Here is a 25,133-nt window from a genome sequence, read left to right as displayed (position 1 = left end):
ACGAACAGAAAGCACCTGAAGATGACCTTGCAGTCACCGAAAACCGGAGAAACCCTCGAACTGATCGATGGCGATGCCGACGGCATCAAAAGGCATGCCTTGGACCTGATTGAGTCAAGTGAGGCTATGGATCGAGCTGCGGACCGATTGGAAGACATCTGCAATGGCACTACCGATCTAAAGTCTGAAGCTATCGCTACGGTGCGCGAATCGGCCAATGAAGTCTTTCCCGAACTGCGCAAAGCAGCCATCCGCTACAACGGCACGGGTGAAGCGCTGAAAACCTATGCAGCTGCACTGGGTAGCGTCCAGGGTGCCTTCGCCCGGTGCACGCCGCAGGGAGGCTCGGATCCCTATGCTTCCATGAGCATCTTGATAGACGAGATTGAGGAAGCGAACACAACCGCCATATCGAAGCGGAACCTCGAAGATGAGGCACAAGGTCTTGTCAATGAGCACAACGGATTTCTGGGCATGGGAGAAGGCACAGATGAGCAAAAGGAAGATGCCGCGGAAGGCCTGAAAGAGGCAAAGTCAGCCCGCGAGAGTGCCGAGGATGAACTTGACGAGCTGTGGGGCAAATTCGACGGACGAGTCTCGTACTGGGAAGACGCCTATGACGACGCCGTGAGCAATATCGAAAAGGCGTTTGAAGCAGCAGGTAACAATGACCGTTTTCTCGATGTATTCATGGACATTCTGACTCTCGTCGGGATCGGCCTGGCCATTGCTGCCTTCGTGCTGACCGGTCCTCTTGCGGCTGCCCTGGCGTTGATTGCCGTGGCAGTGTCTGTTCTCAGCCTGGCAATCGAGATTGGCAAGTTCATGAACGGTGACGGAGACTGGTTGGACTTGTCTTTTGCAATTCTTGGCCTACTTCCCTTCGGGCGCATTGTGGGCAAAGCTGCATCCAGCCTGGGCAAGGGCTTTGGTGGATTCTTCAAGGCGATGGCCAAGAGTCCGACCAAAGAAGCGAAGGGTATGGTCCGCCGTTCAGTCAAGGCGACCACCAAGCAACCGAAGAAGACCCCCATCAAGGGTGACCCACGCCAGCGCCGCCAGGCCAGGGAAGCAAATGCCGCAAAACAGGACAAACGCCGAGGGGCGCGCAATGCGCGAAAAGATCGGTACATGGATGGTTTTGATGACTCGTTCACAGAGAGCAAATGGAAGATGTTTACCAAGTACGTCCTGGACAACGACGCCGCCAAGCAGCGCGCATTGGCGGATTATGTTCTTGAGAATCCTCGCCCCGTGAGCAGAAAGGCAGAAGACTGGGCAAGAACCGTGAAGGCGCAAGAACATAACGAGACCGTAATTTCCTTGTACTATTCGATAGGCCTGCCTTTTGTGGACAAGAGCATCGACGCTGTGAAGGCGGAAATTGACAAAGCGAACGCGTCGAAATAATCGGAGGGCAGTCACTGCATCCCGCGGGTGAGCAGTGATGGTTTCAGGTGAAAAATGACAATGCAAGATAATCTGTCGGCTGATTCGAAAAACCGAAGCCTTGGTTACAGTATGTTGTTCCCGCCGGGATGGCGCGAATTCAGAACGACCGTTGAATTCGAAAAGGTATTGGTCAATCTTATAACCGCGGAGGCAAAATCGGCTGGGCGCGCAGATGTGGTGCTCAAACTACGACAGCACGTGCATGAAATGTTCGAGCATCTACGTCGTCGAGGATCATTGGGATTCGCCATCCCTGTACACGAAGCCACAAGCGGACGCTGGCCTGCATCACTGATCGTGACTCCGCTGAAGGTCGGGACTAGCGGCACGCTGACAGGCGGGATACAAAAGGTAGCCGCAGGAAATGCAGTCGAAACCGAGACTGTAGACGGAACCACATGGTATCTCTGGGATTCCGCTGGCTCTCCGGAAGAATCGCCTAGTATTCGGAGCCATGGAATTAACCTGGTAGTTCCCCGCCCATTGCGAGATGGAGGCATTGATCCTGATCCCAAAGCCGGATTGTGGCTGCTATATTCATATGCCGAAATTGACGGGGCTGTCGGCAAAGAAGCCGCCGACGGGCTGCGCCAGCTTGGACATGCAATATTGGGAACGTTCAAATGGGGGATTGGCCAGTGACGACCTACGAAATTGATGCCGACCTCGAGATCTGGATACCGGTACCACGCCAATTCCCCGATGACGTTTTCACATCCGCGGAAGAGTGGGCAGATGACTTGTCCGAAGCGGCAATTCCTGATGACCAAGCGCAGCGCCGAATATATCGGGGTTTGGCGCTAGAAGTGGCCCACAACCAACTAGAAGAGGCGTCGCATACCTTTTGGTACTCACCGGAGGACGGCCACGCGCTAGGCACTGCTTCCCTATCCATTTTTGAGGAAGAGCCGGAAATAAACCTGTCTGAGGTTGTGCGGCCAGAATACGAGTCTGCGACTCCATTGCAAATCGAGACCTTCGAATCGAGGACTTTCGGACAGGTTCTACAGGCTGCGAGCACTATTTCTGCGGATCCAATAATTCAGGACAACGTGGCGACTGCTCCTGTGGTTGGCCAAGTTCGAACAGTCGGGTACAGCAAAGGGCTGCTTTTCATTCTCGATGCCTACGATGCGGATTTGGCTACGTTGGGCTTTATGATGAAGCCGATGCTCGAGCTATTTGAAGCGGTTACCATTTTCGACGACGAGGATAATGAGGCTACCGAGTGAGTGATTCTGAACCTCAATCACGTGGCAGCGAATGGTTCGTTTCGCTCCCGCAGTATCACCGGCCGCGACTGCGGCGGGGACTCTATTCGCTGGCGATCGGCGTGGCCCTTTTGGGACTCGGCACGTACCTCTTCAGCCAGGGTCTTCCTGATATTTCGTCGCGTCGTCCACAGCTAATGGCGCAAGGAATCCCGACGATCGGTGGTGCCTTTACCTTGATCTTCGGTGTCATCGGGGTAGCCACCTCGGCAGTGCGCCTTCGACGCAGAGGCTCTCAGGCTACTGACTTGGAGCTTGAGCAACAAGGAATAAAAGTTCGCGGGGACCAACTAATTCCTTGGGATTCGATCGAGTCTGTCACCAGCATCAAGTATAAAAACAGTGCCAAAATCCAACTCCTTTGGAACCATGATGATCTGCACCGTGCCTTGCTAGTGATCCTTAACGAAGATATCGATATTCCTGGCCAGAAAATCGTCGATGGGAAACCCCGTATCACGATTGATCTTTTGTACTACCCAGCGGCGGATTATTCAAAACGGTATGAAGCCGCGATTCAACAGTTCAACAAGCGCAAAATTTCCGTTACCCACAAGACAAAGTGGAAACAGACCTGACGAGTACGCATATCACTCTGCCCGCGTCAGCGTTTGGGGTGAACGCATGGACGATCCGGAAATAAACAGCGCTAATAGATGGACCGAAACTGGGCGAAGCCTTGCGAGGGCACGATCAGTAGTGGGCCGCATCAGGGCGGCCGGAAGCGAAGGCGCGAGCATTTCGTGCTCGACGCGTTCGACACTGACACCGTGGCACTGGCATTCATGGTGGATCCAATGGTTGAGTTGCTCGAATAGATCACCATCACCTCAAGACCGCGGACCTGCCACCTGTCGAAAGTCCACTAGTGAAATTCATCAGTACCCCGCAACTGCATGCCAAACGCCTGAAGCGTGGAATCATCCTGACCGTGCTGGGCCTTGCCTCGGCCGCCGCAGGATTCTGGATCCTGGGCCAGAACATCCGAGTGGGCGAGAGCAGCATTGCCACCAATTGGCTGAACTACGGCCTGATCGTGATCGCCGCGGCGTTGCTGACCTTCGGCATCGTGGGCATCGTCACCGGCCGGCAGGGCACTCGCCGCAGCGTCGGCGATGATTCGATCGACGTAATCGTCACCGAGCAGGGCCTGGTGACCCGTGGCGGCCGGGAGGTGCCGTGGTCGAATATTGGCCGCGCCGAGGTCATCCGCTACATCAATGACTCGATGGTGCCGCTGCTTTGGGACTACTCGGTGCTCAACCGCGTGGTGCGGATCAGCCTGCTGGATAACTCCGAGGTCGACCCGGCGTCCCCCGGGGTGCGCGGGCGCGCGCCAATGCATTATCTGGAGATCGACCTGCGGCGCTACCCGATGGCCGAATACCAGGAGCACCTCGATGCACTGGTCGCGACCCTCAAGGAGCGCCGCTTCCACACCAAGGAACGGTTCAAGCACAAGCAGTTTTGAATGGAACCCTACGAGGTCAGGAATGCACACCGATCGCCCACGGCCGCACTCGGCGCCAACTGCCCAAGCACTTCATCACCGCCAAGGCCCACCATTGGCCGCGGGTGCAACGCAGTTCCCAGCTGCTGACGGTGGCCTGGATCCTGCTGCCGCTGGGGCTGTATCTGGTAGCCAACGACCTGCCGGAGACCTCCGTCCGACGTGCGCAACTCATGGCGAGCTACACGCCGACGTTCTTCGGTGCCATTCTGCTGCTGTTCGGTGCCTGGGGCATAGGTACCGCGGCGCTGGCCATGCGCCGCAAGGGTGTCGATGCCATCGATGCGAAGATCCGCGCGTCCGGGCTCATCCTGCGCGGCGGGCGGAAGGTGGCTTGGGATGACATCGGCTCGGTGACCGCGATTAGTTTCCAGATCGATGCCAAGGTGCAGCTGCTCTGGGACCGGGCCGAACTGCACCGCCGGCTGGACGTGCAGCTGAAGCAGCCGGAAACCGGGACGCTGCGCATCGACCTGGTGCGCTATCCAGCAGTGGACTGCCTCGGGCTCTACGAGTCGCTGCTGGACGAATTCGAGCGCCAGCGCATCCCGGTGATGCACAAGAAAAAGTGGATGCAGACCTAGCAGGCAGGGATGCCCTTTTACAGGGTATCTGGCGCCTTGCCAATACGCGCGGGGAATCACTAGTTGGCCTGTGCACAAGAGAAAAGCCGGGCCCGGTACGTCGAAATTCGACGTACCGGGCCCGGCTTTGCCGTGGGCTACTTCTTCAGGTGGTCGACCAGCTGCGAAGCGATGCCGTTGTAGGTGCCCGGGGTCAGGGACTGCAGGCGGGTTTCTGCTTCAGCAGACAGGCCCAGCTCGCCGACGAATTCCTTCAAGCGGGCTGCATCCACGCGGTGTCCGCGGGTCAGGTCCTTCAAGCGCTCGTATGGGTTGTCCATGCCTTCAACGCCGGCGATAGCCTCGGCGCGCATGACCATCTGGATGGCCTCGGCGAGAACTTCCCAGTTATGGTCCAGATCGTCAGCCAGCACAGCTTCGGCGACGGACAAACGATCCAGGCCCTTGGCGACGTTGGAGATCGCCAGGACCGAGTGGCCGATAGCGGTACCGATGTTGCGCTGCGAGGAGGAGTCGGTCAAATCGCGCTGCCAGCGGCTGGTCACCAGGGTGGAACCCAAGGTGTTGAGCAGGCCGTTGGAGATCTCCAGGTTGGCTTCGGCGTTCTCGAAGCGGATTGGGTTGACCTTGTGCGGCATGGTCGAGGAGCCGGTGGCGCCAGCGACTGGGATCTGAGCGAAGTAGCCGATGGAGATGTAGCTCCAGACATCGGTGCACAGATTGTGCAGGATGCTGTTGAAGCGTGCGATGTCTGCGTAGACCTCTGCCTGCCAGTCGTGGGATTCGATCTGGGTGGTCAGCGGGTTCCAGGTCAGGCCCAGGTGCTCGACGAAGCCCTGCGAGATCTGCTGCCAGTCTGCGTTTGGAACCGAAGCGTAATGGGCTGCGTAGGTGCCGGTTGCACCGTTGATCTTGCCCAGGTACTCGGTCTTCTCGATGCGGTCCAGCTGGCGGGTCAGGCGCCAGGCCAGTACTGCCAGTTCCTTGCCCAAGGTGGTTGGGGTAGCTGGCTGGCCGTGGGTGCGCGAGAGCATCGGCACTTCACGGGAATCCTCGGCCATCTTGGTCAGCTGGGCCACCAGATCGCGGGCGGCTGGCAGCCATACCTGCTGTACGCCACCCTGGACGCCCAGAGCGTAGGAGAGGTTGTTGATGTCTTCGGAGGTGCAGCCGAAGTGCACCAGCGGCTTGAGGTTTCCAATGCCGATCGCTTCCAAGCGGTTGGCGATGTAGTACTCCACTGCCTTCACATCGTGCACGGTGACCGCTTCGATCTCGGCCAGTTCCTTGACGGAATCTGCATCGAAATCGGTAACGATCTTGCGCAGGGCGGTCTTCTGTTCCGCAGTCAGCGGGGAAGTGCCTGGAAGTACCGAGTTGTCGGTCAAGTGGATCAGCCATTCAACTTCAACGTGAACGCGATCGCGGTTCAAAGCCGCTTCGGAAAGGTAGTCAACCAGCGGTGCCACGGCGCTGCGGTAGCGTCCGTCAAGGGCAGTCAAAGCCAGTGGTTCATTAGCAAGGGAAGTGCGCGCAATCTCAGCCATACTCATATTCTTCCATCCTCGGCGCTACATCACATCTTTTACTTCACCGCTGTTTCCACAGCTAGCGGCAAACAGTGCTGTCCGGCTCACAAAGCGATCCATGATGGTGGACAAATCCTTAGAGATGCGGAGTAGGCAAATGATGTTTCAAGCAACGCTGCTGAGCGTGGCCAGCCAGTTGGATGATGCCCAGAAAACTACGAAGTTCGCCATCGCGCAATTGGGTTCAATCAGGACATTGACTTGGAATTCAAAGGTTGGCAAGGCCTTTCTCGATAATGTCAATGAGCTCAGCGAAAGATTAGAAATGCTCACCGGCGAGTTGTCCAACGCTGAAGAATATTTGGGGATCGCCATGCGTGAGATCCAGAACTTGGAAGCACAAATCATGGATCAGCGAATGGCCTCGTAGCCATGGGATATGAAGTCAATTACAACGAATTGGATTACGCGCAAGCTGGCGAAATATGCCAGCAGGTTGCCCGCGATATCAACGACGTGGTCGATGCATTGGCCAATGCCTCGCAAACGGCAGATCGCTGCGAGACGGATATGAATCTTCAATGCATGGTGTCCGGTATCGGAGCACAGGGCTACAGCGTTGGAATTTTAGGAGACTTGATCCGAAAGGGCTATCACCAAGCCAGAGAAGGTGAAATCCAAGCGTTCGAACTGACAGGAAAAGTCTCTGAGGCCATGCGCAATTATGAAGCTGCCGAAGCTGCCGTGGAACGCATGATGCTCACCAGCACCAGAAGCGTGCTGATAGGGGACTTCATTTCCAAGACCCGCGAAAACGGGTGGCGCCCACCGCGGGAGAACATGCAGACTTTTCTGCGGTTGCTGATGACCTACATGCCGCACTGGAGATTCAACACCGATAGAACACTGAACGACCAGATCGAAGGTGTCACCAAATTCCTGTCCCAGACAATCAAGGGGCTGGGACCGAACCGGAATACCGAAGTTGAACTCACGCAGCAGGACCCGGAACAAACAGTCGAAATTGATGGCAAGCTGACCAGCTACTTCCAGCTGCACGAAATGCTGGAAGGAAAGGGGACAGAAAATAACGGGAAGATCATGATCGTGCAGGCTGATCCTGATACGTATCTTGCACTGTTCCCGGGAACCCAGAACGACTTGGACGTTCCCTCGCCCTTTGGGTTGGAAGGCATTGCCGATGGTTTCGGTCTTGAATCCGAAAACTTCGTGGATCCCCTCGACGAGGCATTGGAGATCAGCGGGGCAAAAGAGGGTGATGAAGTAATTCTTTCCGGGTACTCGCAAGGAGGCATTCACGTCGCCCAGCTGATGAAGAACAAGTTCCTGAAGCACAAGTACAAGATGAACAAAGTCCTGACCCTGGGTTCGCCCATCGGGAACATCGACTTGCCTGAGGATGTTCGCAGCCTGCATGTCGAAGACCGGAAAGACATGGTGCCCGGCACTGACGGCACCGCTAATCCCAATAAGGATCAGCAGTACACGACAACCTTTCCCGGTCCACGTGAGCAGATGAATGGAATCCTGCCAGAGGATGGCTTATTCGGTCCGCCGCATAACCTCAAGAATTACGGTGATCATCTGCTGGAGCTTGACCAAGAACCAAAGACCGAAATTCGCGAGCACTTGAAGAATTTCTACCTGCCTGAACCGTTGGTGAAGATACGGATGTTCAGGCTTGAACGCAAAGAAAAGAAGCGTCCACCGCTGAAAGAGGATGACAAAGAACGCCTCAATCAGGTGGCGCCGCCGCATTAGGCCGAGGCCGGATGGAAGAGAACAAGTTCCTGATGACAGCTCGGTAAAAGATTTGCGGAGACAAGAGCTGTTCAGCAGCGCCGGATTGAGCGGATTAACGCACTAGAGGAGGGCATCGGGTAGATGCCCTCCTCTAGTGCGAAGTGTTGAACTCTCTGGCTTTACTCGTTCCCGCTCTTGACGAACAATCCCAGGACCGCCGAGACGATGGAAATGATGATCGTGCCAGCGATGGCGTCCCACCAGAATTTCTCGATGATCAGTTCGAATGGGGTGAAGGTAGTCAGCCATGAAGTCAGCAGCAGCATCACGGCATTGATCACGATGGTGAACAGGCCCAAGGTCAGGCATGTGATTGGCAAGGAGAACAGCTTGACGACCGGACGTACCAGGGCGTTGACCAAGCCGAAGATTGCAGCAACCACCAGATAGGCGATCACCGTGCTCGTGAGCCCTTCATTTGTCGCGACGATTTTGAGGCCGGGCACAATCCAAACGGCCGCCGCGAGGGCAAGTGCATTGACGATGACTCGAATCAGGAAGCTCATACCTTAATTTTGTCATATAAAGCAGGGATGAAGATGAACTGCAGATATCGCTAAGGCCGTAGTGAGGACTAGGCTTTGAAGTATGACTGAGAACCCGGTGACCCAAGATCAGGTGCAGCCACGCTCTGTAGTTGCACGTTTGCCAAAATACGCAGCGGGCAAGCCGCCAGCGTCTGTTCAGGGCATGACAGCCTACAAGCTGTCGTCGAATGAAATTCCCTTTGGACCATTGGATGCGGTGCATCAGGCCGTGGTCGAGCAGAACAGCTTGAACCGCTACCCGGATCCGCTGTCCACCAAGTTGCGCGATGCACTCGCCGATTACCTGGACGTTCCGGCACAGGACATTGTGACCGGTGCAGGTTCGCTCGGTGCCCTGGTGCAGATCCTCAATACCTTCGCGGGACAGAACGAAGATGGCGTTCAGGACGAAGTGATCTACGCGTGGCGTTCCTTTGAGGCCTACCCGATTCTGGTGCAGACTGCCGGAGCTCTTCCGGTGGAAATCCCGTTGCTTGAGGATGGACGCCATGATCTGGAATCCATGATTGCCGCGGTCAACGAGAACACGTCGGTGATTTTGCTGTGCACCCCGAATAACCCAACCGGCCCAGTGCTGACGCAGGCCGAAGTTGATGACTTCCTGGCTCGGGTTCCCAAGAATGTACTGGTAGTCCTCGATGAGGCGTATATCGAGTTCGTTCGCGACGAGAAGTCGGTGGACGGCATCCACACCTACAACGAGAACGAAAACGTCGTTCTGCTGCGTACCTTCTCCAAGGCCCACGGCATGGCGAACCTGCGCGTGGGCTATTCGGTGGCTCACCCGCAGATCACGGAAAATATCCGTGTCGTAGCCACGCCGTTTGCCGTCTCAAGCGTGGCTGAAGACGCTGCGGTCGCTTCGCTGGCCAACATCGACCAGGTGCTTGAGCGCGTTGAAGGGTTGGTATCCGAACGCGAACGCGTGGTGGCTGCCTTGAGCGAGCAGGGGTGGAAGATTCCATCCACGCAGGCGAACTTCGTGTGGCTGCCACTGGGTGCGAACACCGAACAGTTTGTCGAATGGGCAAACGCGGTGGCCCTGTCGGTGCGCGGCTTCGCTGATGAAGGGGTGCGTGTCTCCATCGGCGAAGTTGAGGCAAACGATCGTTTTATTGAACTGTGCAAGGAATCACTAGACCTGGCATAGGTGTAACTGGGGCTGTTTTCTCGCGTTTTAGCGGTCGATGCCTATAGGCTTAGGAAGTAGACAAGCCGTATATGTCCCATGCGGAATGTATTCCGCGTGGGGCATATTCATGACCGAAGGATGATAGATGACGCGTGCTGAGACCCAGGCGTCGGAGACGGATCTGATTCAGATCTTGACACCGGACGGCCAGCGTCAGTCCCACCAAACGTACGATGCGTATCTGGGCGACGTTGACGATGACATGCTCCGCGGTTTCTACCGCGACATGGCGTTGACCCGTCGATTCGACCAAGAGGCCACAGCACTGCAGCGCCAGGGCCAATTGTGCCTCTGGGTCCCACTGCGCGGACAGGAAGCGGCGCAGATCGGCTCGGGCCGCGCCACGCGTCCAAGCGACTACATCTTCCCGACGTACCGCGAACATGGCGTGGCGCTGACCCGCGATGTCTCGTTCTCCGAGATGCTGCGCCTGTTCCGCGGCATTTCCGGCGGCGGCTGGGATCCACGGGAAAACAACTTCCACATGTACACCATGGTGCTCGCCGCCCAGATGCCGCATGCAGCTGGCTACGGCATGGCGCTGAACATGGAACAGCGAGGCTGGGATGAAGCCCGCCGTGCCAAGGAAGGCAACGCCGTCGTGGCGTACTTCGGCGATGGTTCCTCCACCGAGGGCGAGACCCATGAGTCCATGGTCTTCGCCAGCTCCTTCAACGCACCGGTGGTCTACTTCTGCCAGAACAACCAGTGGGCCATCTCGGTGCCATTCGAAGTTCAGTCCAAGGTGCCACTGGTCAAGCGCGCCGCCGGCTACGGCATGCCGGGGATCCGCGTGGACGGCAACGACGTGCTTGCAGTCCTGGCAGTCACCCGCTGGGCACTGGAACATGCCCGCAGCGGCAAGGGACCGGTGCTCATCGAGGCCGTCACCTACCGCCTGGGAGCGCACACCACCGCCGATGATCCGACCAAGTACCGCATGAGCGAAGAAGAAGCCCAGTGGGCGCCGAAGGATCCGCTGATCCGCCTCGAAACCTACCTGCGCGAAAACAATCTCGTCGACGACGCCTTCTTCGAGCAGCTCTCCGCCGACGCCAACGCAATGGCCGCCAAGGTCCGCGAAGACGCCATGGCATTCCCTGTCCCACCGCTGGCCAAGTCCTTTGAACAGGTCTACGCCGAAGCGCATCCACTGATCCAGGAAGAACTGGCCTGGCACTTGGAATACGAAGCAGGATTTGCCGACGCGGCCGAGGGAGAGCACTAAATGACCACCACAATGACCCTGGCCAAGGCCATTACCAGCGGCCTGGACAAGGTGCTGGAATCCAACGACAAGTCGTTGCTGATGGGCGAAGACATCGGACGCCTCGGCGGCGTCTACCGCATCACCGACGGATTGATGGCAAAGTACGGCGAACACCGCGTCATTGACTCCCCGCTGGGCGAAGCCGGAATCGTGGGCACCGCCGTGGGCATGGCCCTGCGCGGATACAGCCCGCTGGTGGAGATCCAGTTCGACGGCTTCGTCTTCCCTGCCTTCAGCCAGATCACCACCCAGCTGGCCAAGATGCACGCCCGCTCCGAGGGACGACTGACCGCCCCGGTAGTCATCCGCATCCCCTACGGCGGCGGCATCGGCTCCATCGAGCACCACTCCGAATCCCCGGAAGCGCTATTCGCGCACACCGCGGGACTGCGCATCATCACCCCATCCAACGCGCATGACGCCTACTGGATGATCCAGCAGGCCGCGACCTGCCAGGACCCGGTGATCTTCTTCGAACCCAAGCGCCGCTACTGGCTCAAGGGCGAGGTCGACACCGAAACCCCGGCACTGGATGCCTTCAAAGCCCAGGTAGTACGCCAGGGCACCGATGCCACCATCGTGGCCTACGGCCCGCTGGTGCCGATCGCCTTGGCTACCGCCGATGCCGCGCTGGAAGATGGACGCTCCATCGAGGTCATCGACCTGCGCTCGCTCTCGCCGATCGACTTCGACACCATCACCGAATCCGTGCAGAAGACCGGCCGGCTGATTGTCACCCATGAAGCCCCGACCTTTGGCGGCCTGGGCGGCGAAATCGCGGCCCGCATCACCGAACGCGCCTTCCTCTCGCTGGAAGCTCCGGTGCTGCGCGTGGGCGGATTCCACATGCCATACCCGATTTCCAAGGTGGAGTCCCAGTACCTGCCGGACATCGACAAGTTGCTTGAAGCCCTCGACCGGTCCTTCGCGTACTGACGCGGAAGCCAAGGAGTAGAAATGACAGTCTTTAATCTCCCCGATGTGGGTGAAGGCCTGACCGAAGCGGATATCGCCGCATGGAAGGTCAAGGTCGGCGACACCGTCGAGGTCAACCAGGTGTTCGTAGAAATCGAAACCGCGAAGTCGCTGGTTGAGCTTCCCTGCCCTTTCGCCGGCGTCGTCACCGAACTGCACGCCGCCGAAGGCGACACCGTGCTGGTGGACAACCCGCTGATCACCATCGACGAAGAGGGCAACGCCGCCCCTCCAACCGGTGTGCCCGAAGCAGCCGAAGCCATGAGCACGGCCGCGCCGCAGGCCTCGGAAGAACCTGGCCCGCTGGTCGGTTCGGGTCCGACCGCCGACTCCTCGGTACGCCGGGTACGCACCAGCCGTCCGGCCCCGTCGGCCACCGGACAGCGCTCGGCAGCAGTACGCGCCTCGGGTTCGGCCCTGGCGGAGAACATCACCCGCCGTGCGCAGTCGCTGGGCAACGCGGTCACCCGCGAGGTGGACCGCCGCAAGCCGGCGGTCGCGAACTTTGTTGACCGCGTGCTGGCCAAGCCGCCGGTACGCCGCCTGGCCAAGGACCTGAGCATCGATATCAATGATGTCGTCGGTACCGGCAGCCAGGGCGAAATCACCCGTGAGGATATCAACAGCTACCAGGCCCAGCGCGAAGCCGAGCACGCCGCGGCGCCAACCTACTGGGCCCATGGCCAGCTGGCCGATGCCCGCATCGAGCGCACACCGGTGCGCGGGGTGCGCAAGGCCACCGCGAAAGCCATGGTGGAGTCGGCATTCACCGCACCGCATGTCTCGATCTTCGTGGACGTGGATGCCAGCCGCACGATGGAATACGTGCAGCGCTTGAAGAAGTCCCGCGATTTCGAGGGCATCAAGGTCTCGCCATTGCTGGTGCTGGCACGCGCGGTCATCTGGGCTGCCGCACGCAACCCATCGGTCAACGCCAGCTGGGTGGAGACCGAGAATGGCGCGGAGATCCACCAGAAGCGCTTCATGAACCTGGGCATTGCCGCAGCCACCCCGCGCGGCCTGCTGGTGCCAAATATCAAGGATGCCCAGAACCTGAGCATGAAGGAACTGGCCATTGCCCTGAGCGAGCTGGCGACCACCGCTCGTGCCGGCAAGACCCGTCCTGAGGACATGCGCGATGGTTCGCTGAGCATCACCAACATCGGTGCGCTGGGCATCGATACCGGCACCCCGATCATCAACCCGGGCGAGGTCGCGATCGTTGCCTTCGGCACGATCCGCCAGAAGCCGTGGGTTGTCGACGGCGAAGTGGTCCCGCGCTGGATCACCACCCTGGGCGGATCCTTCGACCACCGCGTGGTGGACGGGGACCTCTCGGCCCGCTTCATGGCCGATGTCGCCTCGATCCTGCAGGAACCAGCCCTGTTGCTGGACTAAACGCCTGAAAATGACACCCCGGGGAAAACTCCTGAAAAAGTTTTCCTCGGGGCGTCACAGTTTAAGCTCGGAATCCGACGTACTTTTGAAGGGCATGAGATTGCCTGGACACCACGACGGATTGGAGCCATGCCATGCGCATGAATTTGAGTAAGACCCATAAGAAGGGCTACGCCGCAGTGCTGGGATTGGAAGGCTACGCCAGCGGATCGTTGCCCAAGGAACTCTACGAACTGGTCAAGCTGCGTGCCTCGATCCTGAACGGATGCTCCTTCTGCACCGACATGCATTCGCACGACGCATTGGAAATGGGCATGCCGGCAGCGAAGCTCTTCGCGGTGGCTGCCTATAACGATTCCCCGCTGTTCAGCGCTGCCGAATGCGCTGCCCTGCGCTTGACCGACGCAGTGACCCGGCTGGATCCGCTGCAAGGCGTCAGCGATGAGGTCTTCAATGCCGCCGCAGAAGAATTCAGCGAAGAAGAAGTGGGCAACCTGATCTTGGCCATCGCCACCATCAATGTCTGGAACCGCATCGCCATCACCACGCAGCTCGAGCCACCTGTGCGCGGCTAATGCCGGAAGCAGCTCCATCGCCCGGGGTGGCGCAATGGCACGCCCAGCGCGGTCAACTGACCGCGCTGGCCTACCGCATGCTCGGGCAGTGGGCGCAGGCCGAAGACGTGGTCAGCGCCGTCGGCGAGCAGATCCTGTCCATGGATCCTGCCACGGCTACTGGCGTGCGCCGTTGGGAAGGATATCTGCGGACACTGACCACACGCCGGGCCATCGATGCGCTGCGCTCGGTGCAGCAGCAGCGCACCGAATATGTCGGCACTTGGCTGCCCGAGCCGGTAGACCAGGCGCTGCTGCCCGAGGACGCGGTGGCCAACGAATCGATGCTGCGATTGGGAGTGCTCTTCTTGCTCGAAGAACTCTCCGCACCGACGCGCGCCGCCTACGTGTTGCACCACGGGCTGGGCTATTCCTCGTCGCAGATCGCTAACGTGCTGGAGATGAAGCCGGCGGCGGTGCGCCAGATGCTCAGCCGCGCCGCGCGGAAATAGGGCCGAGCCCAAGCCCCGCAACGTGAGGAAGCCGAGGTCAAAGGCCTGCTGGCCCGCATCGTGCAGGCCATTGAACGCGCAGATGTCCCCGAGCTGGTCGCCTTGCTCGATGCGCAGGTCATCGTGCACTCCGATGGCGGCGGCAAGGTGCGATCCGCCCTGAATCCGGTTTCCGGTGCCGACCGCGTGGCCCGGTTCCTGATCGGCGTGCAGCGCAAGAGCCCGGTAGGCAACATCAGTTTGGGACAGGTCAACGGCGCCCCGGCGCTGCTGATGGAATGCGAAGGGCGCACGGACCTGCTCACCGTGGACACGGGGGCAGGAGCGGCCACACGCATCTTGCTGATCGCCATCCCCCAGAAACTGGGGCATCTGGGCGCAGCATTCGGACCACTGCCCGGATAGCGGCAGGACCCTGCCCGAGGAACTAAGTTAGTCAATCTCGTGTTGATACCATGGAACTCATGGACCGCACCACCAGCCCTGGCAAGATTTCTGCAACGAGGATCATCTGCGCCTGCTTGGGCGCGCTGCTGCTGGTGGCCGGATTGAACGCACTGAGCTTTCCTGCCCAAGCCGCTGGCGAAACCACCGAGCCGGTCTACCCCTCGGCGCCGCCTGCGCAGGACTCCGAGGATGAAGGCAGTGTGCTGATCCCGAGTGTCACGTCCCAAGAAGGACAGTTCTATCTGGCAGTCACCGATGCGGCACTGGATAACGTGGACCAAGAACAAATCATGGATGCGGTCCGTGAAGCTGTCGCCGGGCAGAACGTAAAGATCCTGCTCGGAGTGGATCAGGAACCGAACAACCTGAAGGGCGCGGCCCAGCTGGTGCGCGGCATGCTGTTGTTCGGAGACAGCGACGCGATGGCCGATGACTGGCTGGAGAACGGCAAGGAGCTGGGCTACGTCGGCAAGGGGTGGATTGCCATTGGCGTGATGCTGCCGGAGACGAGCGGAGATCCGGTCCAGGTCTACGTTGACCCGGGACGCGACGTGAGCGAAACCCAGCCTGGCGGCCGGGACGCGGTGATGAAGGCCGGCGCAGCTGAATTCGCGGCCGGGAACTACACCGAAGGCACCATCGCAGTAGCGTTGGGTGCCACCAAGCAACTGCAAGCTCCTGCCGATAAGACCTTGGCTAAGTTCATCGCCCTGGGCGTGCTCGCACTGCTGGTGATCGTTGGAATCATCTGGGCGCTGCTGGCCAAGAAGCGCAAGGCCAAGGGCCTGCAGGTGGCGCAGCGGACCAAGGAAGCCGAAGTGCTTGTTTCGAAAATCCACCGCGGCCGCAACTTCCTGGCCCGCCGGTATGTGCCGGAGCCGGGGTTGCCCGCCACCAGCACCACCAGCGCCATCTTCGCCGGAATCCAGGAGCGGCGCACCCAGGTTCTGGCCCTGCCTCCAACGGCCGAATCACAGAACCCATCCGAGCGAGAGCTGAACGAGCTGCGCGCCCGCGAGCAGGAACTATCACAGCTGGGCAGCGCCATCATACTGTGCACTGAACTAGCCGGCACTCCGGCGAAGAACCGGGATACCTGGCGGGGAATCTTCGGGGCGCACACTGCCAAGGTGGAAGAGCTGGCACTGTTCCTGGACCTGCCAGGAGCCAGTGATTCTCACTGCGCGCCCGCGGTGCGCACCGTGATCATCACCCATACCGATGCCCTGCGGCAGCTGCGCCGAGAGGTGGAACAGCGCGGCGCTGGAACGCGGGAATCACTAGCCGTCTTGGAGAAACTGTGGCCGCTGCGTGAAGAACTCGACCAGGTCTGCAAGGAGGCACGAGGCGAACTGCGCAAAGGAAGTGTGAAGGGCGAACACCGCACCAAGAGCACGCATCTTTTCGAATCGCCCGAAGGCGAAGACGGCTTGGGGCTGCTCATCGGCTTGGCAGGCAAGGGCGGTAGCCGCTGATGCCAACAAGAATGCTGCATGACTCCATGGGCCGCCGCTTGCGCCGTCCATGGCATTGGTCTGGGGTGGCCGCGATCATTATGGCGGTGCTCACCGCGCTGTTCGGCATCCAAGCCGGCCTGTCCATCGCCGCGGCGAATAAGCCGCTGGAACATGAAGTACGGATCATCGTGGAGGGCGAGCAGGACTACAACATCAGCCAGGGGACCGTTGATGCGCAGCTGGCAGGCAATCCCGTCCGCTCCTCGATACCGCTGACCCTGGTGCTGACCGACCGCTGGCTTACCGGCGATGAACTGCTGCGCGGAGAAGTTCCGGAAAACACCATTATTCTCAGCTCCCAGCTCGAAAACCTGGATCAGGACTATGATGATCCGCAGTTCTCCGAGCAACGATTCGACGGTGCCGGGGTGGATTACCGGCTGATGGGCAGCGAGGAAGAACTCGACGACGCAAGCTACGACATCGCCGGGTCCTTCACCAAGAACGTCTCGGTGGGCCACGGGCCCAAGGCCGTGATCGCCGCAGCGCATACCGCGGCGGTGGCCACCGGTGATACGACACCGCGCAGCATGCTCTTCTGGTTCACCGTGGTGGGCGCGAGCGCAATGATCACCGCGGCCTTCTTCGCTCGCTCGCTGTCCTTCCGGCGGCGCTGGTCCTCGCGCCATCGCCGGTTAGCTGCCGCGCAGCGCAAGCTGGCGCGCGTGGTGCTGGACCTCGAAGCGCTGGAAGCCACCTACTACGCCACCGCGGAATCCCGCCGTCCCCAAGGCTTCACCAAAGCCTGGTCGCAGCTTCAGCAGCTTTCGCTCTCCCTCGCCCGGCGCGAGGATGCTGTGGTCAGTTCAGTGTTCGATCGCAAGAATTGCCTCGATCAGACCACGAACATCCTGCTGAACGAATTCGAAACCGATGCTCGCAAGCTGACCAGCCTGGCCGACAGCCTCATGGGTGCAGGCTCGGTTCACGCAGACCTGGCCGGAACCGGTTCGGTATTCGACAAGCTCAGTACGCGCATCAACGATGCGGCCACCAAGCTGCTGATCCGCTTGGAGAACGCTCCAGGCCAGATGGTCCGCGGCACCGACATTGAGCAGCTGCGCGATGCGCTGGGTTCGCTGCTGCAGGCCGCACGCGGCAACGCCCAGCACAGCGCGGCGGTGCAGCGCTGGGCCGCTGCGGAGAAAGAATTGGCACAGGCAGCCCACAGGATTATCGGCCGTTTGCGCCACTATCCTCATGGCAAGCGGCCAACGGTGGAACCACTGGATGAGTCGCTTGATGATTTGCGCGCCACCTTGGGACTGGACGCGGCAAGCGCCAAGGGCGCGCTGCATCGGCTGCGCTTGGCCAACTCGATGACCCGCGCAATCCTGGGCGACACCTTGGACAGCGATCGTCAGGAGTCAGCGCGGAAGCCGAAGAAATCCCGCAAGCCCGCGCACCACAAGGAGCTGGTGCGCGGAACCAGCCGCCTGGTCAAGTACGGCCTGCTGGCAGGGCTGCTGGTTGCCAGCCTGATTTGCGCAGGGCTGGTAGTCGCCAGCCTGCCCCAGGCTCCCAAGGCCACCTATGAGGGCAGCGGCCAAGGCATGGTGCTGCAGATCGATGATAAGGCGAAGCTGGTCGATGAATCAGAGATCCGCAGGTACATGCATGAGGACTTCGCCGAACGCCAGGACTTGCTCATTGCGGTGCGCGACGCCGAGTCCTATTTGGAATTCACCCGCATTGAAGGCAGCGAGTACCGCGATTCCACGCCGCAAAGCGTGCGCGAGGCGATCTGGCGGATCAAGGACGAATACCCGGATCGGCAGGATCCTGCCAGTGGTGAGCTGGATGGGGATCTGACCATTATTCCGCTGCTGATCACTGATGCGGGCGACGGCATCATGCCGGGGTTGATTTCCGGGGCCGTGATCAGCGGTGAAGCTTCTTGGGGCTCGACCAGCGGCTGGGACTACGGAAGCATCCACGAATCGAAGTACCCGGCCATGGAAGCGGCCAATGCGGCCGAGGATTTCGCGGTGGTGCTCAAGCGCGCCGGCTATGAAAAGCCGGATTACAACGTGAGTCTGCTGTACTGGATGCTCGTGTTCATGCTGTTCTTCAGCGTGCTCAACCTGGTCCAGGTGGTGCAGTACCTGCTGGGTGCAACCAGCAGGTTCAGCCGGTTCTCCCGCGGATCGCGCTCCGTGCAGCGCTCGCGCCGCCAGCTGGAACAGCTGGCGTTGGGGCTGGAGGAAACGCAGATCAACGCGGTCGCGGTGCTCGGTGCGAGCAGCTCGGGCCGTGCCGATGAGGCAGGCCAGCGTCTGTTCGAACGTGCGCTGATGATGGCCTGGCGCGAGGCAGAGGAACTTTCCACGATGACTTTGGGCCAGCGGCTGTCGCCGGGCTATGAACGGCGAACCGCGCATCTGGCGCAGCTGGTGGATCTGCTCGGGGAGCGCGACGCCGATGTTGCACGCCGCGCCAAGGCGCTGGTGGTGGCCAGCCGCGGTGCCGGCGGTGATGCGCCGGCACCGGTGAAGCTGGCCTAGATCCGGCTACCCGAGCAATTCGGGCAGCTCGTTAGGTGCGTTGCCCAGGACCTTCTGCGAGAGGAACTCGGTGACGACCTGGTACCAGATCTTCGCGTGCTGCGGGGTGAGGATCCAGTGGTTCTCATCCGGGAAGTACAAGAACTGGTGCTCGGTGCTGCCATCTTCCTTCTGCGGCAGCCCGGAATCGGCCAGCAATTCGTACCACAGGCGCAGCCCTTCGCCGATCGGCACGCGGTAGTCCTTGTCGCCGTGGATGACCAGCATCGGGGTGGTGATATTGCCTACCGAATGGTGCGGCGAGTTCAGCTCGCGCATTTCCGGGCTCATTTCCCGGGTCCAATAGAAAGCCGCGTCGGTGGTCTTGCCGAAGCCTTCCAACGCCCACAAGCTGGCGTGGGTGACGATCGCCTTGAAGCGGTCGGTGTGCCCGGCCACCCAGTTGGCCATGTATCCGCCGAAGGAGCCGCCCATGGCCGCGGTGCGGGTTTCATCGATGTCATCGCGGGCTTCGGCGGCATCGGTGATGGCCAGCAGATCGGTGTAGGGCTCTTGGCCCCAGCGGCCCCAGCCGCGCTGGATGAAGTCCTGGCCGTAGCCGGTAGACAGGGCTGGATCAGGCAGCAGCACCGCGTAGCCCTGGGCCACCAGCAGCCACGGGCTCCAGCGCCAGCTCCAGGCATTCCACGAGCCCAGCGGGCCGCCGTGGATCCACAGCAGCAGCGGCGCCTGATTGGCGGCAGAAGCGGATTCGGGCAATGCCAGCCACGCGCGCACGGTTGAGCCGTCCTCGGCGGTGGTGGCGACTTCAGTGAGCGTGCCGGGCAGAGCCGGGCGCGGCGCAGGGGAGGGCAGTTCAAGCAGCGGCGCGAATTCTCCTGCTTCCAGATCCTGGGTGTGCGTCAGGTCGATGGCCACCGGCTCAGCAGGGTACAGATAGCTGGAGCGCAGCGCGTAGGCGGTGCGTGAATCGTGGCTGATCACTACATTGGTGAAGGAACCCTGGTCAGTGAGCCGGGTGATCTTGTCGTTGTACAGGCTCAGCTGGAAGATCGGGCTGTGCCCCTGGTCATCGGCGGTCAGCAGCAGGGAACGGCCGTTGGGCACCCACTGGATGTCATTGACCCAGCGGTCCCAGCCGGCCGCGATCTGGTGGGTGGAGCCGTCGGCCAGATCCATCAGCCACAGCTCGAAGACCGGGGCGGTTTCGGCCGTTGAGCGGTGCCAGCGGCCGTAAGCCAGGTGGGTGGAATCCGGGCTGATCTTGCCCATCGTGTATTCGAAGGTGCCATCCGGTGGCAACAGCATTTCCTGGGCGCCGGAGTGCAAATCAATGCGCATCAGGCCAGTGGCCATCGAAGCGCGGCCTTCGCTGACCAGCCACTCGGTGATCAGGAAATCACCATTGGAGGCCGCATCGTAGGCGGTTTCCTGCAGGTTCGCTCCGATGTCCGGGGTCAGATCGGTGAGCTGCGTTTTGCCGGTATCTTGCAACGCTGGCAGGGAGCCAACATAGAAATGCGGGGTGGAGGGGCCCAAATCATGGTCCCAGTAGCGAACCGGGTAGCCGGTGTGCAAGATGGCAGAGACCTTCTTGTCCTTGCGGCCGGTGCGCAACTTGGCTTCGGCTTCCAGATCCTTGGCCCGGCTATGCGCCGCGGTGCGCAGCACGACGGTATCTGCAGCATGGGCGCAGAGGCTCAAGGACTGCACGCCGGCAGGGTGGGAGATCACCGGGCGGGCCTCGCCGCCGGCGACCGGCAAGATCCATCCTTCAGCCTTGGCATCCTCCTCGGAGGAGCGCTTGGCCACGAACATGAGGTCGCCGTTGGCGGTGAACTGGGGCTGGGATTCGCCGTTTTCGCCGAAGGTCAACCTGCGTGCTGGGGCTCCTGCCTTGGGATCCAAGGACCAGAGCGCGCTTTCGTACTTTGTCTCATCCTCGGAAAGGGTGCTGAGGGTGGTGACGAGTTTCGTGCCGTCGGGTGAGAGCGCCAGGCCGCTGAGCCGACTCAGGCCAATATACGAATCTAAATTATGAAATGAATGCTTAGAGTGTTCCACTTCACATATCTTGCCACTGTTCGCTGCTTGGCACTACTGCTTTGCGAAAATTACGCGTGCCCAATGGCAAGATGTGGAACATTTGTAATCAAGGCGTGACGCGCTCGCTATCGCAAATCCAAGGCAGAGCGTGGAGGATGGGCTCATGGGGAAAGCAGGATGACCCGAGGGCATCGCCACGTCTTCAACGAGGAAGTTGATAATCATGAACCGCAACCGTATCCGGCTTGGCACGTTGTCGCTGCTATCGGCCTCAGCGCTCCTGCTGGCTTCGTGCACGGCTGGTGACCAGCCCGCCCCGTCACCGGATGGCAGCACCCAAGGCACCGCTGCAGCCTCTCAACCAGCAGATGACTCGATGGAGCCAACCCCGGCCCCCAGCTCGGCCCCGGAGCCTACCGCGTCGGCCTCGGAGAACGCGAAGCCAGCTGAACTAAGCAAGGTCCAGCAGATTCATGGTATCGAATTCAAGACTCCCCAAGGGTGGAGCGCGGCCGGTGAGGATTGCGAGGGCGAATGCACCGAATGGGACGAATGGGAAATCAAGGACGCCGATGGCAAGCATGTGCTGACCTTGATCCCGACGACAGCAACTTCCCCGGACGGCGACATGTCCCTGTACCAGCGGGAGCTGCTTGAGCGCACCGAATTGCCGGATCCCGGAGCCGGCACGGGCTTCCACCCCACCAGCTTCATCGCCGAGTTCTGGGAATCCACCAGCCAGGAAGATGGCGAGAAGGACAGCGGATTCGACATTGCCCTGGCCGATGACCAGATGCTCGAGCAGCGCAACGAGAATCCGGACCTGAATTTCTTCAAGGTCGGCGAGCAGTCGCCGATGATGTGGGTCGAAGAGGACTACATGGAAGATTACGGGGTCGAAGACGATCCGACACAAGACCAGGCGCAGCAGTTCATGGACAGCTCGCAGTATGCGCTGGTCCGCGGGATCCTGCTCAGCGTCAAGCCGTCCTCGTAGTCCAGGGCCGCCAACGAAGCCGGCCCGGCAAGCAGCAGTTAGCTGCTTCCCGGGCCGGTAGCTATCCAAGAATCGTGCGGCTTAGACTAGTGCTGGTTCGCCGACTGCTCGTTGCGCAGCCGGGCCGCGGCAATCTCGTTGATTCTTCCGCGGCACAGGTACCAGCCGCCGATGATCAGCGGAATGATGATGGCCAGCGAAGCGATGGTCCAGGTGCCGATGGGGTTGTCGAAGGCCATCATCACCAGTACCAGGGCCAGGAACCCCAGGGTGACCCAGCCGGAGACCGGGGCCAGCGGCATGCGGAAGCCGGGGCGTTCCTGCTCGCCGCGCCTGGCGGATTTCACCAGCGCCATCTGGCACAGCACGATCATGGCCCACGAAGCGATGATGCCGACGGCGGCGAAATTCAGAACGATCTCGAAGGCCGCGGCCGGGACCACGGCGTTGAGCACCACGCCGAACACTGCGACCACAGCGGTGATCACGATGCCGCCGTAGGGAACGCCGGCCCGGTTCATGCGCCCGGCGAATTTAGGGGCCGACCCGTTCAGCGACATGGAGCGCATGATGCGCCCGGTGGAGTAGAGCCCGGCGTTCAGCGAGGACAGTGCCGCGGTGAGCACCACCAGGTTCATCACCACGTCCATGCCCTGCACGCCGATGGATCCGAAGAAGGTCACGAAGGGTGACTCGCCGGAGCTGTAGGCCGTGTAGGGCAGCAGCAGGGAGAGCAGCACCAGCGAACCGACGTAGAACACGGCAATGCGGATGATCACGGTATTGATCGCCTTGGGCATGACCTTCTCGGGATTCGCCGTTTCGCCGGCGGCGGTGCCGATCAGCTCGATGGAGGCGTAGGAGAAGACCACGCCCTGCATTAGCACCAGTACCGGCAGCAGGCCATTGGGCAGCAGGCCGCCATTGGAGGCCAGCAGGGAGAACCCGACGTCCTGGCCTTCCAGCGGGGTGCCGAAGATGACGAAGTAGCAGCCGACGACCAAGAATGCGACTAGTGCCACTACCTTGATCAGCGCGAACCAGAATTCCATTTCGCCGAAGGCCTTAACCGAAATCAGGTTCATGGTCAGCACCAATGCCAGTGCCAGCAATGCCCAGAGCCACTGCGGCACCGAGCTGATCCACCCCACGTACTTGCCGAAGAAGCCCATGTACAGCGCCACTGCGGTGATGTCCACGATCGCGGTCATCACCCAGTTCAGCCAGTACAGCCAGCCGGTGGCGAAGGCGGCCTTCTCTCCGTAGAACTCGCGGGCATAGGAGACGAAGGAGCCGGTTGATGGCCGGTGCATCACCAATTCTCCCAGCGCCCGCAAGATCAGGAAGGCGAAGAAGCCGCAGACCGCGTAGCTGATGACAATGCCCGGTCCAGCCTGGGCCAAGCGGCCTCCGGCGCCCATGAACAGGCCAGTGCCGATGGCGCCGCCAATGGCAATCATCTGCATCTGCCGGGAGGACAGGCCCTTGTGGTAATCGTTGTCGCCGGCCGTCAGTGCGGCATCGGGGACGTGCGCCGCCGTGGCGTGCGGGGTGGAATTATCCATCGGGATCCTTGCGTCTAGTCGGAGAGGTTGGCGAGGCGCTCGGGGGAGAGCAGCTCGTTGAGATCTTGTGCGGAGAGCAGTCCGCGTTCGAGTACCAGCTCGGCCACGCCGCGTCCGGTGTGCAGCGCTTCCAGAGCCACCGAGGTAGAGGCCGCGTAGCCCAAGCGCGGATTCAGCGCGGTCACCAGTCCGATGGAGTTCTCCACCTCGCGGCGCAGCGCCTGCTCGTCGACGGTGATGCCGTCGATGCACTTTTCAGCCAGGGTCAGGCAGCCGTTGGTCAGGTGCTTGAGCGACAGGCCGATGGAATGGGCGATGACCGGCTCGAAGGCGTTCAGCTGCAGCTGGCCGCCTTCGGCTGCCATGGTCACGGTCAAGTCATGGCCGACCACCTGGTACGCGATCTGGTTGACAACTTCCGGGATCACCGGGTTGACCTTGCCGGGCATGATCGAGGAGCCGGACTGCACCGCTGGCAGCTGGATGTCGTTCAGGCCCGCACGCGGACCGGAGGACAAGAGGCGCAAATCGTTGCAGATCTTGGAGATCTTCAGCGCCACGCGCTTGAGCACGCCGGAGAGGTGCACGAAGGCGCCTACATCGGAGGTGGCCTCGATCAGATCCGGGCTGGTGGTCAGCGGCAGACCGGTCAGCTCGCGCAGGTGGCGGCAGGCGGCTTCGGCGTAGCCGGCCGGCGCGTTCAGTCCGGTGCCGATGGCGGTGGCACCGAGGTTGATCTCGGTGACCAGCGACAGCGACTCGGCCAAGCGGGCCCGGTCCTCGCCCAGAGTCACGGCCCAGCCGCGGAACTCCTGGCCTACGGTCATCGGCACGGCGTCCTGCAGCTGGGTGCGGCCCATTTTCACCACGGTGCGGAACTGGTCGGCCTTGGCATTGCAGGAAGCCTGGAGCACCTCGATAGCTGCCAGCAGCGGCTGGGTGGCGAAGTGGGTGGCAATGTTCACCGCTGTCGGGTAGGCGTCGTTGGTGGACTGCGACAGGTTGACGTGGTCGTTCGGGTGCAGGTACTGGTACTCGCCCTTTTCATGGCCGAGGATTTCCAGTGCCAGGTTGGCGATGACCTCGTTGGCGTTCATATTGGTGCTGGTGCCTGCGCCGCCCTGGATCGGGTCCAGGATGAATTGGTCGTGCAGCGAGCCCTGGGCGATGGACTCGCAGGCCTGGTCGATGGCGCGGGCGCGGTCGGCATCCAGCAGTCCCAGCTCGTGGTTGGCCCGGGCCGCGGCCTGCTTCACGCGCGCCAGTGCGCGGATCAGGTGCGGGTTGCCGGCCAGGGTGGCGCCGGTGATGTCGAAGTTGTTCTTGGCGCGCAGGGTGTGCACGCCCCAATAGGCCTCCACAGGGATGTCAAGGTCGCCAATCAGATCATGCTCGCTACGCATTTCGCCGCTGAGCAAGGTTTCAGACATGGTGGATG

At 60.8% G+C, this 25,133-nt stretch carries 23 protein-coding genes; 18 read left to right on the top strand and 5 right to left on the bottom strand.

Annotation, left to right across the window (positions count from 1 at the left end):
* Positions 1–21: 21 nt before the first annotated feature.
* The 6 genes from AB4Y71_RS14345 to AB4Y71_RS14320 all read left to right on the top strand — a co-directional run bounded on the left by AB4Y71_RS14345 (position 22) and on the right by AB4Y71_RS14320 (position 4,817).
* On the top strand, positions 22–1,410 hold the full coding sequence (locus tag AB4Y71_RS14345; protein WP_441721311.1) for a hypothetical protein: 1,389 nt from the start codon (positions 22–24) through the stop codon (positions 1,408–1,410).
* Between the two features lie 54 nt (positions 1,411–1,464).
* Positions 1,465–2,094 (top strand): hypothetical protein, encoded by a 630-nt coding sequence (locus tag AB4Y71_RS14340; RefSeq protein ID WP_441721308.1) that lies wholly within the window; start codon positions 1,465–1,467, stop codon positions 2,092–2,094.
* A complete protein-coding gene (locus AB4Y71_RS14335) occupies positions 2,091–2,684 on the top strand; it encodes a hypothetical protein (RefSeq protein WP_441721306.1) in 594 nt (197 codons plus the stop codon). Before AB4Y71_RS14340 ends, AB4Y71_RS14335 begins: the two co-directional genes overlap by 4 nt.
* The gene (locus AB4Y71_RS14330; protein ID WP_441721304.1) at positions 2,681–3,301 is read left to right on the top strand and encodes a hypothetical protein; all 621 of its coding nucleotides are present in this window, start codon (positions 2,681–2,683) and stop codon (positions 3,299–3,301) included. Before AB4Y71_RS14335 ends, AB4Y71_RS14330 begins: the two co-directional genes overlap by 4 nt.
* Positions 3,302–3,591: 290 nt before the next feature.
* The gene (locus AB4Y71_RS14325) at positions 3,592–4,194 is read left to right on the top strand and encodes a hypothetical protein (protein ID WP_441721301.1); all 603 of its coding nucleotides are present in this window, start codon (positions 3,592–3,594) and stop codon (positions 4,192–4,194) included.
* The gene (locus AB4Y71_RS14320) at positions 4,191–4,817 is read left to right on the top strand and encodes a hypothetical protein (protein WP_441721298.1); all 627 of its coding nucleotides are present in this window, start codon (positions 4,191–4,193) and stop codon (positions 4,815–4,817) included. The genes AB4Y71_RS14325 and AB4Y71_RS14320 overlap by 4 nt, the downstream gene beginning before the upstream one ends.
* A 137-nt stretch (positions 4,818–4,954) precedes the next feature.
* On the opposite strand, the gene purB is transcribed toward AB4Y71_RS14320, so the two are convergent.
* Complete coding sequence (gene purB / locus AB4Y71_RS14315) at positions 4,955–6,364, bottom strand: adenylosuccinate lyase (RefSeq protein ID WP_441721295.1); 1,410 nt, start codon at positions 6,362–6,364, stop codon at positions 4,955–4,957.
* A gap of 100 nt (positions 6,365–6,464) precedes the next feature.
* Here purB and AB4Y71_RS14310 point away from each other — a divergent pair, with 100 nt between their 5' ends.
* Both AB4Y71_RS14310 and AB4Y71_RS14305 read left to right on the top strand, forming a co-directional pair.
* On the top strand, positions 6,465–6,776 hold the full coding sequence (locus AB4Y71_RS14310) for a hypothetical protein (protein ID WP_134779373.1): 312 nt from the start codon (positions 6,465–6,467) through the stop codon (positions 6,774–6,776).
* A 98-nt stretch (positions 6,777–6,874) separates the two neighbouring features.
* Positions 6,875–8,128 (top strand): hypothetical protein, encoded by a 1,254-nt coding sequence (locus AB4Y71_RS14305; protein WP_441721292.1) that lies wholly within the window; start codon positions 6,875–6,877, stop codon positions 8,126–8,128.
* Between the two features lie 161 nt (positions 8,129–8,289).
* Here the strand turns inward: AB4Y71_RS14305 and AB4Y71_RS14300 are convergent, their stop codons facing one another.
* On the bottom strand, positions 8,290–8,676 hold the full coding sequence (locus AB4Y71_RS14300) for a phage holin family protein (protein WP_013350183.1): 387 nt from the start codon (positions 8,674–8,676) through the stop codon (positions 8,290–8,292).
* 82 nt (positions 8,677–8,758) lie between these two features.
* On the opposite strand from AB4Y71_RS14300, the gene AB4Y71_RS14295 reads away from it, so the two are divergent.
* The 9 genes from AB4Y71_RS14295 (at position 8,759) to AB4Y71_RS14255 (ending at position 19,087) form a co-directional block, all read left to right on the top strand.
* Positions 8,759–9,868 carry a histidinol-phosphate transaminase gene (locus AB4Y71_RS14295; RefSeq protein ID WP_441721290.1) on the top strand — a complete coding sequence of 370 codons (1,110 nt, stop codon included), beginning with the start codon at positions 8,759–8,761 and terminating at the stop codon, positions 9,866–9,868.
* 127 nt (positions 9,869–9,995) lie between these two features.
* Positions 9,996–11,138, top strand: coding sequence for a pyruvate dehydrogenase (acetyl-transferring) E1 component subunit alpha (gene pdhA / locus AB4Y71_RS14290; RefSeq protein ID WP_441721288.1), 1,143 nt, complete (start codon positions 9,996–9,998; stop codon positions 11,136–11,138).
* Complete coding sequence (locus AB4Y71_RS14285) at positions 11,139–12,116, top strand: alpha-ketoacid dehydrogenase subunit beta (RefSeq protein WP_102599051.1); 978 nt, start codon at positions 11,139–11,141, stop codon at positions 12,114–12,116.
* A gap of 21 nt (positions 12,117–12,137) precedes the next feature.
* Positions 12,138–13,553 carry a dihydrolipoamide acetyltransferase family protein gene (locus AB4Y71_RS14280; RefSeq protein WP_441721285.1) on the top strand — a complete coding sequence of 472 codons (1,416 nt, stop codon included), beginning with the start codon at positions 12,138–12,140 and terminating at the stop codon, positions 13,551–13,553.
* 140 nt (positions 13,554–13,693) lie between these two features.
* Positions 13,694–14,128, top strand: a complete 435-nt coding sequence (locus AB4Y71_RS14275; protein WP_441721283.1) for a carboxymuconolactone decarboxylase family protein — start codon at positions 13,694–13,696, stop codon at positions 14,126–14,128.
* Positions 14,128–14,619 (top strand): sigma factor-like helix-turn-helix DNA-binding protein, encoded by a 492-nt coding sequence (locus tag AB4Y71_RS14270; protein WP_441721281.1) that lies wholly within the window; start codon positions 14,128–14,130, stop codon positions 14,617–14,619. The genes AB4Y71_RS14275 and AB4Y71_RS14270 overlap by 1 nt, the downstream gene beginning before the upstream one ends.
* Before the next feature lie 60 nt (positions 14,620–14,679).
* Positions 14,680–15,024 (top strand): hypothetical protein, encoded by a 345-nt coding sequence (locus AB4Y71_RS14265; RefSeq protein WP_441721278.1) that lies wholly within the window; start codon positions 14,680–14,682, stop codon positions 15,022–15,024.
* Positions 15,025–15,083: 59 nt separating this feature from the next.
* Positions 15,084–16,541, top strand: coding sequence for a hypothetical protein (locus AB4Y71_RS14260; RefSeq protein ID WP_441721274.1), 1,458 nt, complete (start codon positions 15,084–15,086; stop codon positions 16,539–16,541).
* The gene (locus AB4Y71_RS14255) at positions 16,541–19,087 is read left to right on the top strand and encodes a hypothetical protein (protein ID WP_441721271.1); all 2,547 of its coding nucleotides are present in this window, start codon (positions 16,541–16,543) and stop codon (positions 19,085–19,087) included. Before AB4Y71_RS14260 ends, AB4Y71_RS14255 begins: the two co-directional genes overlap by 1 nt.
* A 6-nt stretch (positions 19,088–19,093) precedes the next feature.
* Here AB4Y71_RS14255 and AB4Y71_RS14250 read toward each other — a convergent pair whose 3' ends face one another.
* Positions 19,094–21,151, bottom strand: coding sequence for an alpha/beta fold hydrolase (locus AB4Y71_RS14250; protein ID WP_441721269.1), 2,058 nt, complete (start codon positions 21,149–21,151; stop codon positions 19,094–19,096).
* 205 nt (positions 21,152–21,356) lie between these two features.
* Here AB4Y71_RS14250 and AB4Y71_RS14245 point away from each other — a divergent pair, with 205 nt between their 5' ends.
* Positions 21,357–22,130 (top strand): hypothetical protein, encoded by a 774-nt coding sequence (locus AB4Y71_RS14245; RefSeq protein WP_441721266.1) that lies wholly within the window; start codon positions 21,357–21,359, stop codon positions 22,128–22,130.
* Positions 22,131–22,216: 86 nt separating this feature from the next.
* On the opposite strand, the gene AB4Y71_RS14240 is transcribed toward AB4Y71_RS14245, so the two are convergent.
* Together AB4Y71_RS14240 and AB4Y71_RS14235 are read right to left on the bottom strand one after the other, a co-directional pair.
* Positions 22,217–23,695, bottom strand: coding sequence for an amino acid permease (locus tag AB4Y71_RS14240; protein ID WP_441721263.1), 1,479 nt, complete (start codon positions 23,693–23,695; stop codon positions 22,217–22,219).
* A 14-nt stretch (positions 23,696–23,709) separates the two neighbouring features.
* The gene (locus AB4Y71_RS14235) at positions 23,710–25,125 is read right to left on the bottom strand and encodes an aspartate ammonia-lyase (RefSeq protein WP_134779383.1); all 1,416 of its coding nucleotides are present in this window, start codon (positions 25,123–25,125) and stop codon (positions 23,710–23,712) included.
* Positions 25,126–25,133 lie beyond the last annotated feature (8 nt).

The organism is Glutamicibacter sp. MCAF14, from assembly GCF_052114325.1.
Classification (GTDB): domain Bacteria; phylum Actinomycetota; class Actinomycetes; order Actinomycetales; family Micrococcaceae; genus Glutamicibacter; species Glutamicibacter arilaitensis.
Note: the sequence above shows the minus strand (reverse complement) of the source record. Positions and strands in the feature narration are given on the sequence as shown.

Bases quoted from the DNA above. Each gene is read 5' to 3' on its own strand.
- AB4Y71_RS14285 (WP_102599051.1), top strand. From the start codon at position 11,139: ATGACCACCACAATGACCCTGGCCAAGGCCATTACCAGCGGCCTGGAC.
- AB4Y71_RS14275 (WP_441721283.1), top strand. From the start codon at position 13,694: ATGAATTTGAGTAAGACCCATAAGAAGGGCTACGCCGCAGTGCTGGGA.
- AB4Y71_RS14235 (WP_134779383.1), bottom strand. From the start codon at position 25,125: ATGTCTGAAACCTTGCTCAGCGGCGAAATGCGTAGCGAGCATGATCTG.
- AB4Y71_RS14260 (WP_441721274.1), top strand. From the start codon at position 15,084: ATGGACCGCACCACCAGCCCTGGCAAGATTTCTGCAACGAGGATCATC.
- purB (WP_441721295.1), bottom strand. From the start codon at position 6,364: ATGGCTGAGATTGCGCGCACTTCCCTTGCTAATGAACCACTGGCTTTG.
- AB4Y71_RS14310 (WP_134779373.1), top strand. From the start codon at position 6,465: ATGATGGTGGACAAATCCTTAGAGATGCGGAGTAGGCAAATGATGTTT.
- AB4Y71_RS14295 (WP_441721290.1), top strand. From the start codon at position 8,759: ATGACTGAGAACCCGGTGACCCAAGATCAGGTGCAGCCACGCTCTGTA.
- AB4Y71_RS14340 (WP_441721308.1), top strand. From the start codon at position 1,465: ATGACAATGCAAGATAATCTGTCGGCTGATTCGAAAAACCGAAGCCTT.
- AB4Y71_RS14345 (WP_441721311.1), top strand. From the start codon at position 22: ATGACCTTGCAGTCACCGAAAACCGGAGAAACCCTCGAACTGATCGAT.
- AB4Y71_RS14245 (WP_441721266.1), top strand. From the start codon at position 21,357: ATGAACCGCAACCGTATCCGGCTTGGCACGTTGTCGCTGCTATCGGCC.
- AB4Y71_RS14280 (WP_441721285.1), top strand. From the start codon at position 12,138: ATGACAGTCTTTAATCTCCCCGATGTGGGTGAAGGCCTGACCGAAGCG.
- AB4Y71_RS14270 (WP_441721281.1), top strand. From the start codon at position 14,128: ATGCCGGAAGCAGCTCCATCGCCCGGGGTGGCGCAATGGCACGCCCAG.
- AB4Y71_RS14300 (WP_013350183.1), bottom strand. From the start codon at position 8,676: ATGAGCTTCCTGATTCGAGTCATCGTCAATGCACTTGCCCTCGCGGCG.
- AB4Y71_RS14255 (WP_441721271.1), top strand. From the start codon at position 16,541: ATGCCAACAAGAATGCTGCATGACTCCATGGGCCGCCGCTTGCGCCGT.
- AB4Y71_RS14240 (WP_441721263.1), bottom strand. From the start codon at position 23,695: ATGGATAATTCCACCCCGCACGCCACGGCGGCGCACGTCCCCGATGCC.
- pdhA (WP_441721288.1), top strand. From the start codon at position 9,996: ATGACGCGTGCTGAGACCCAGGCGTCGGAGACGGATCTGATTCAGATC.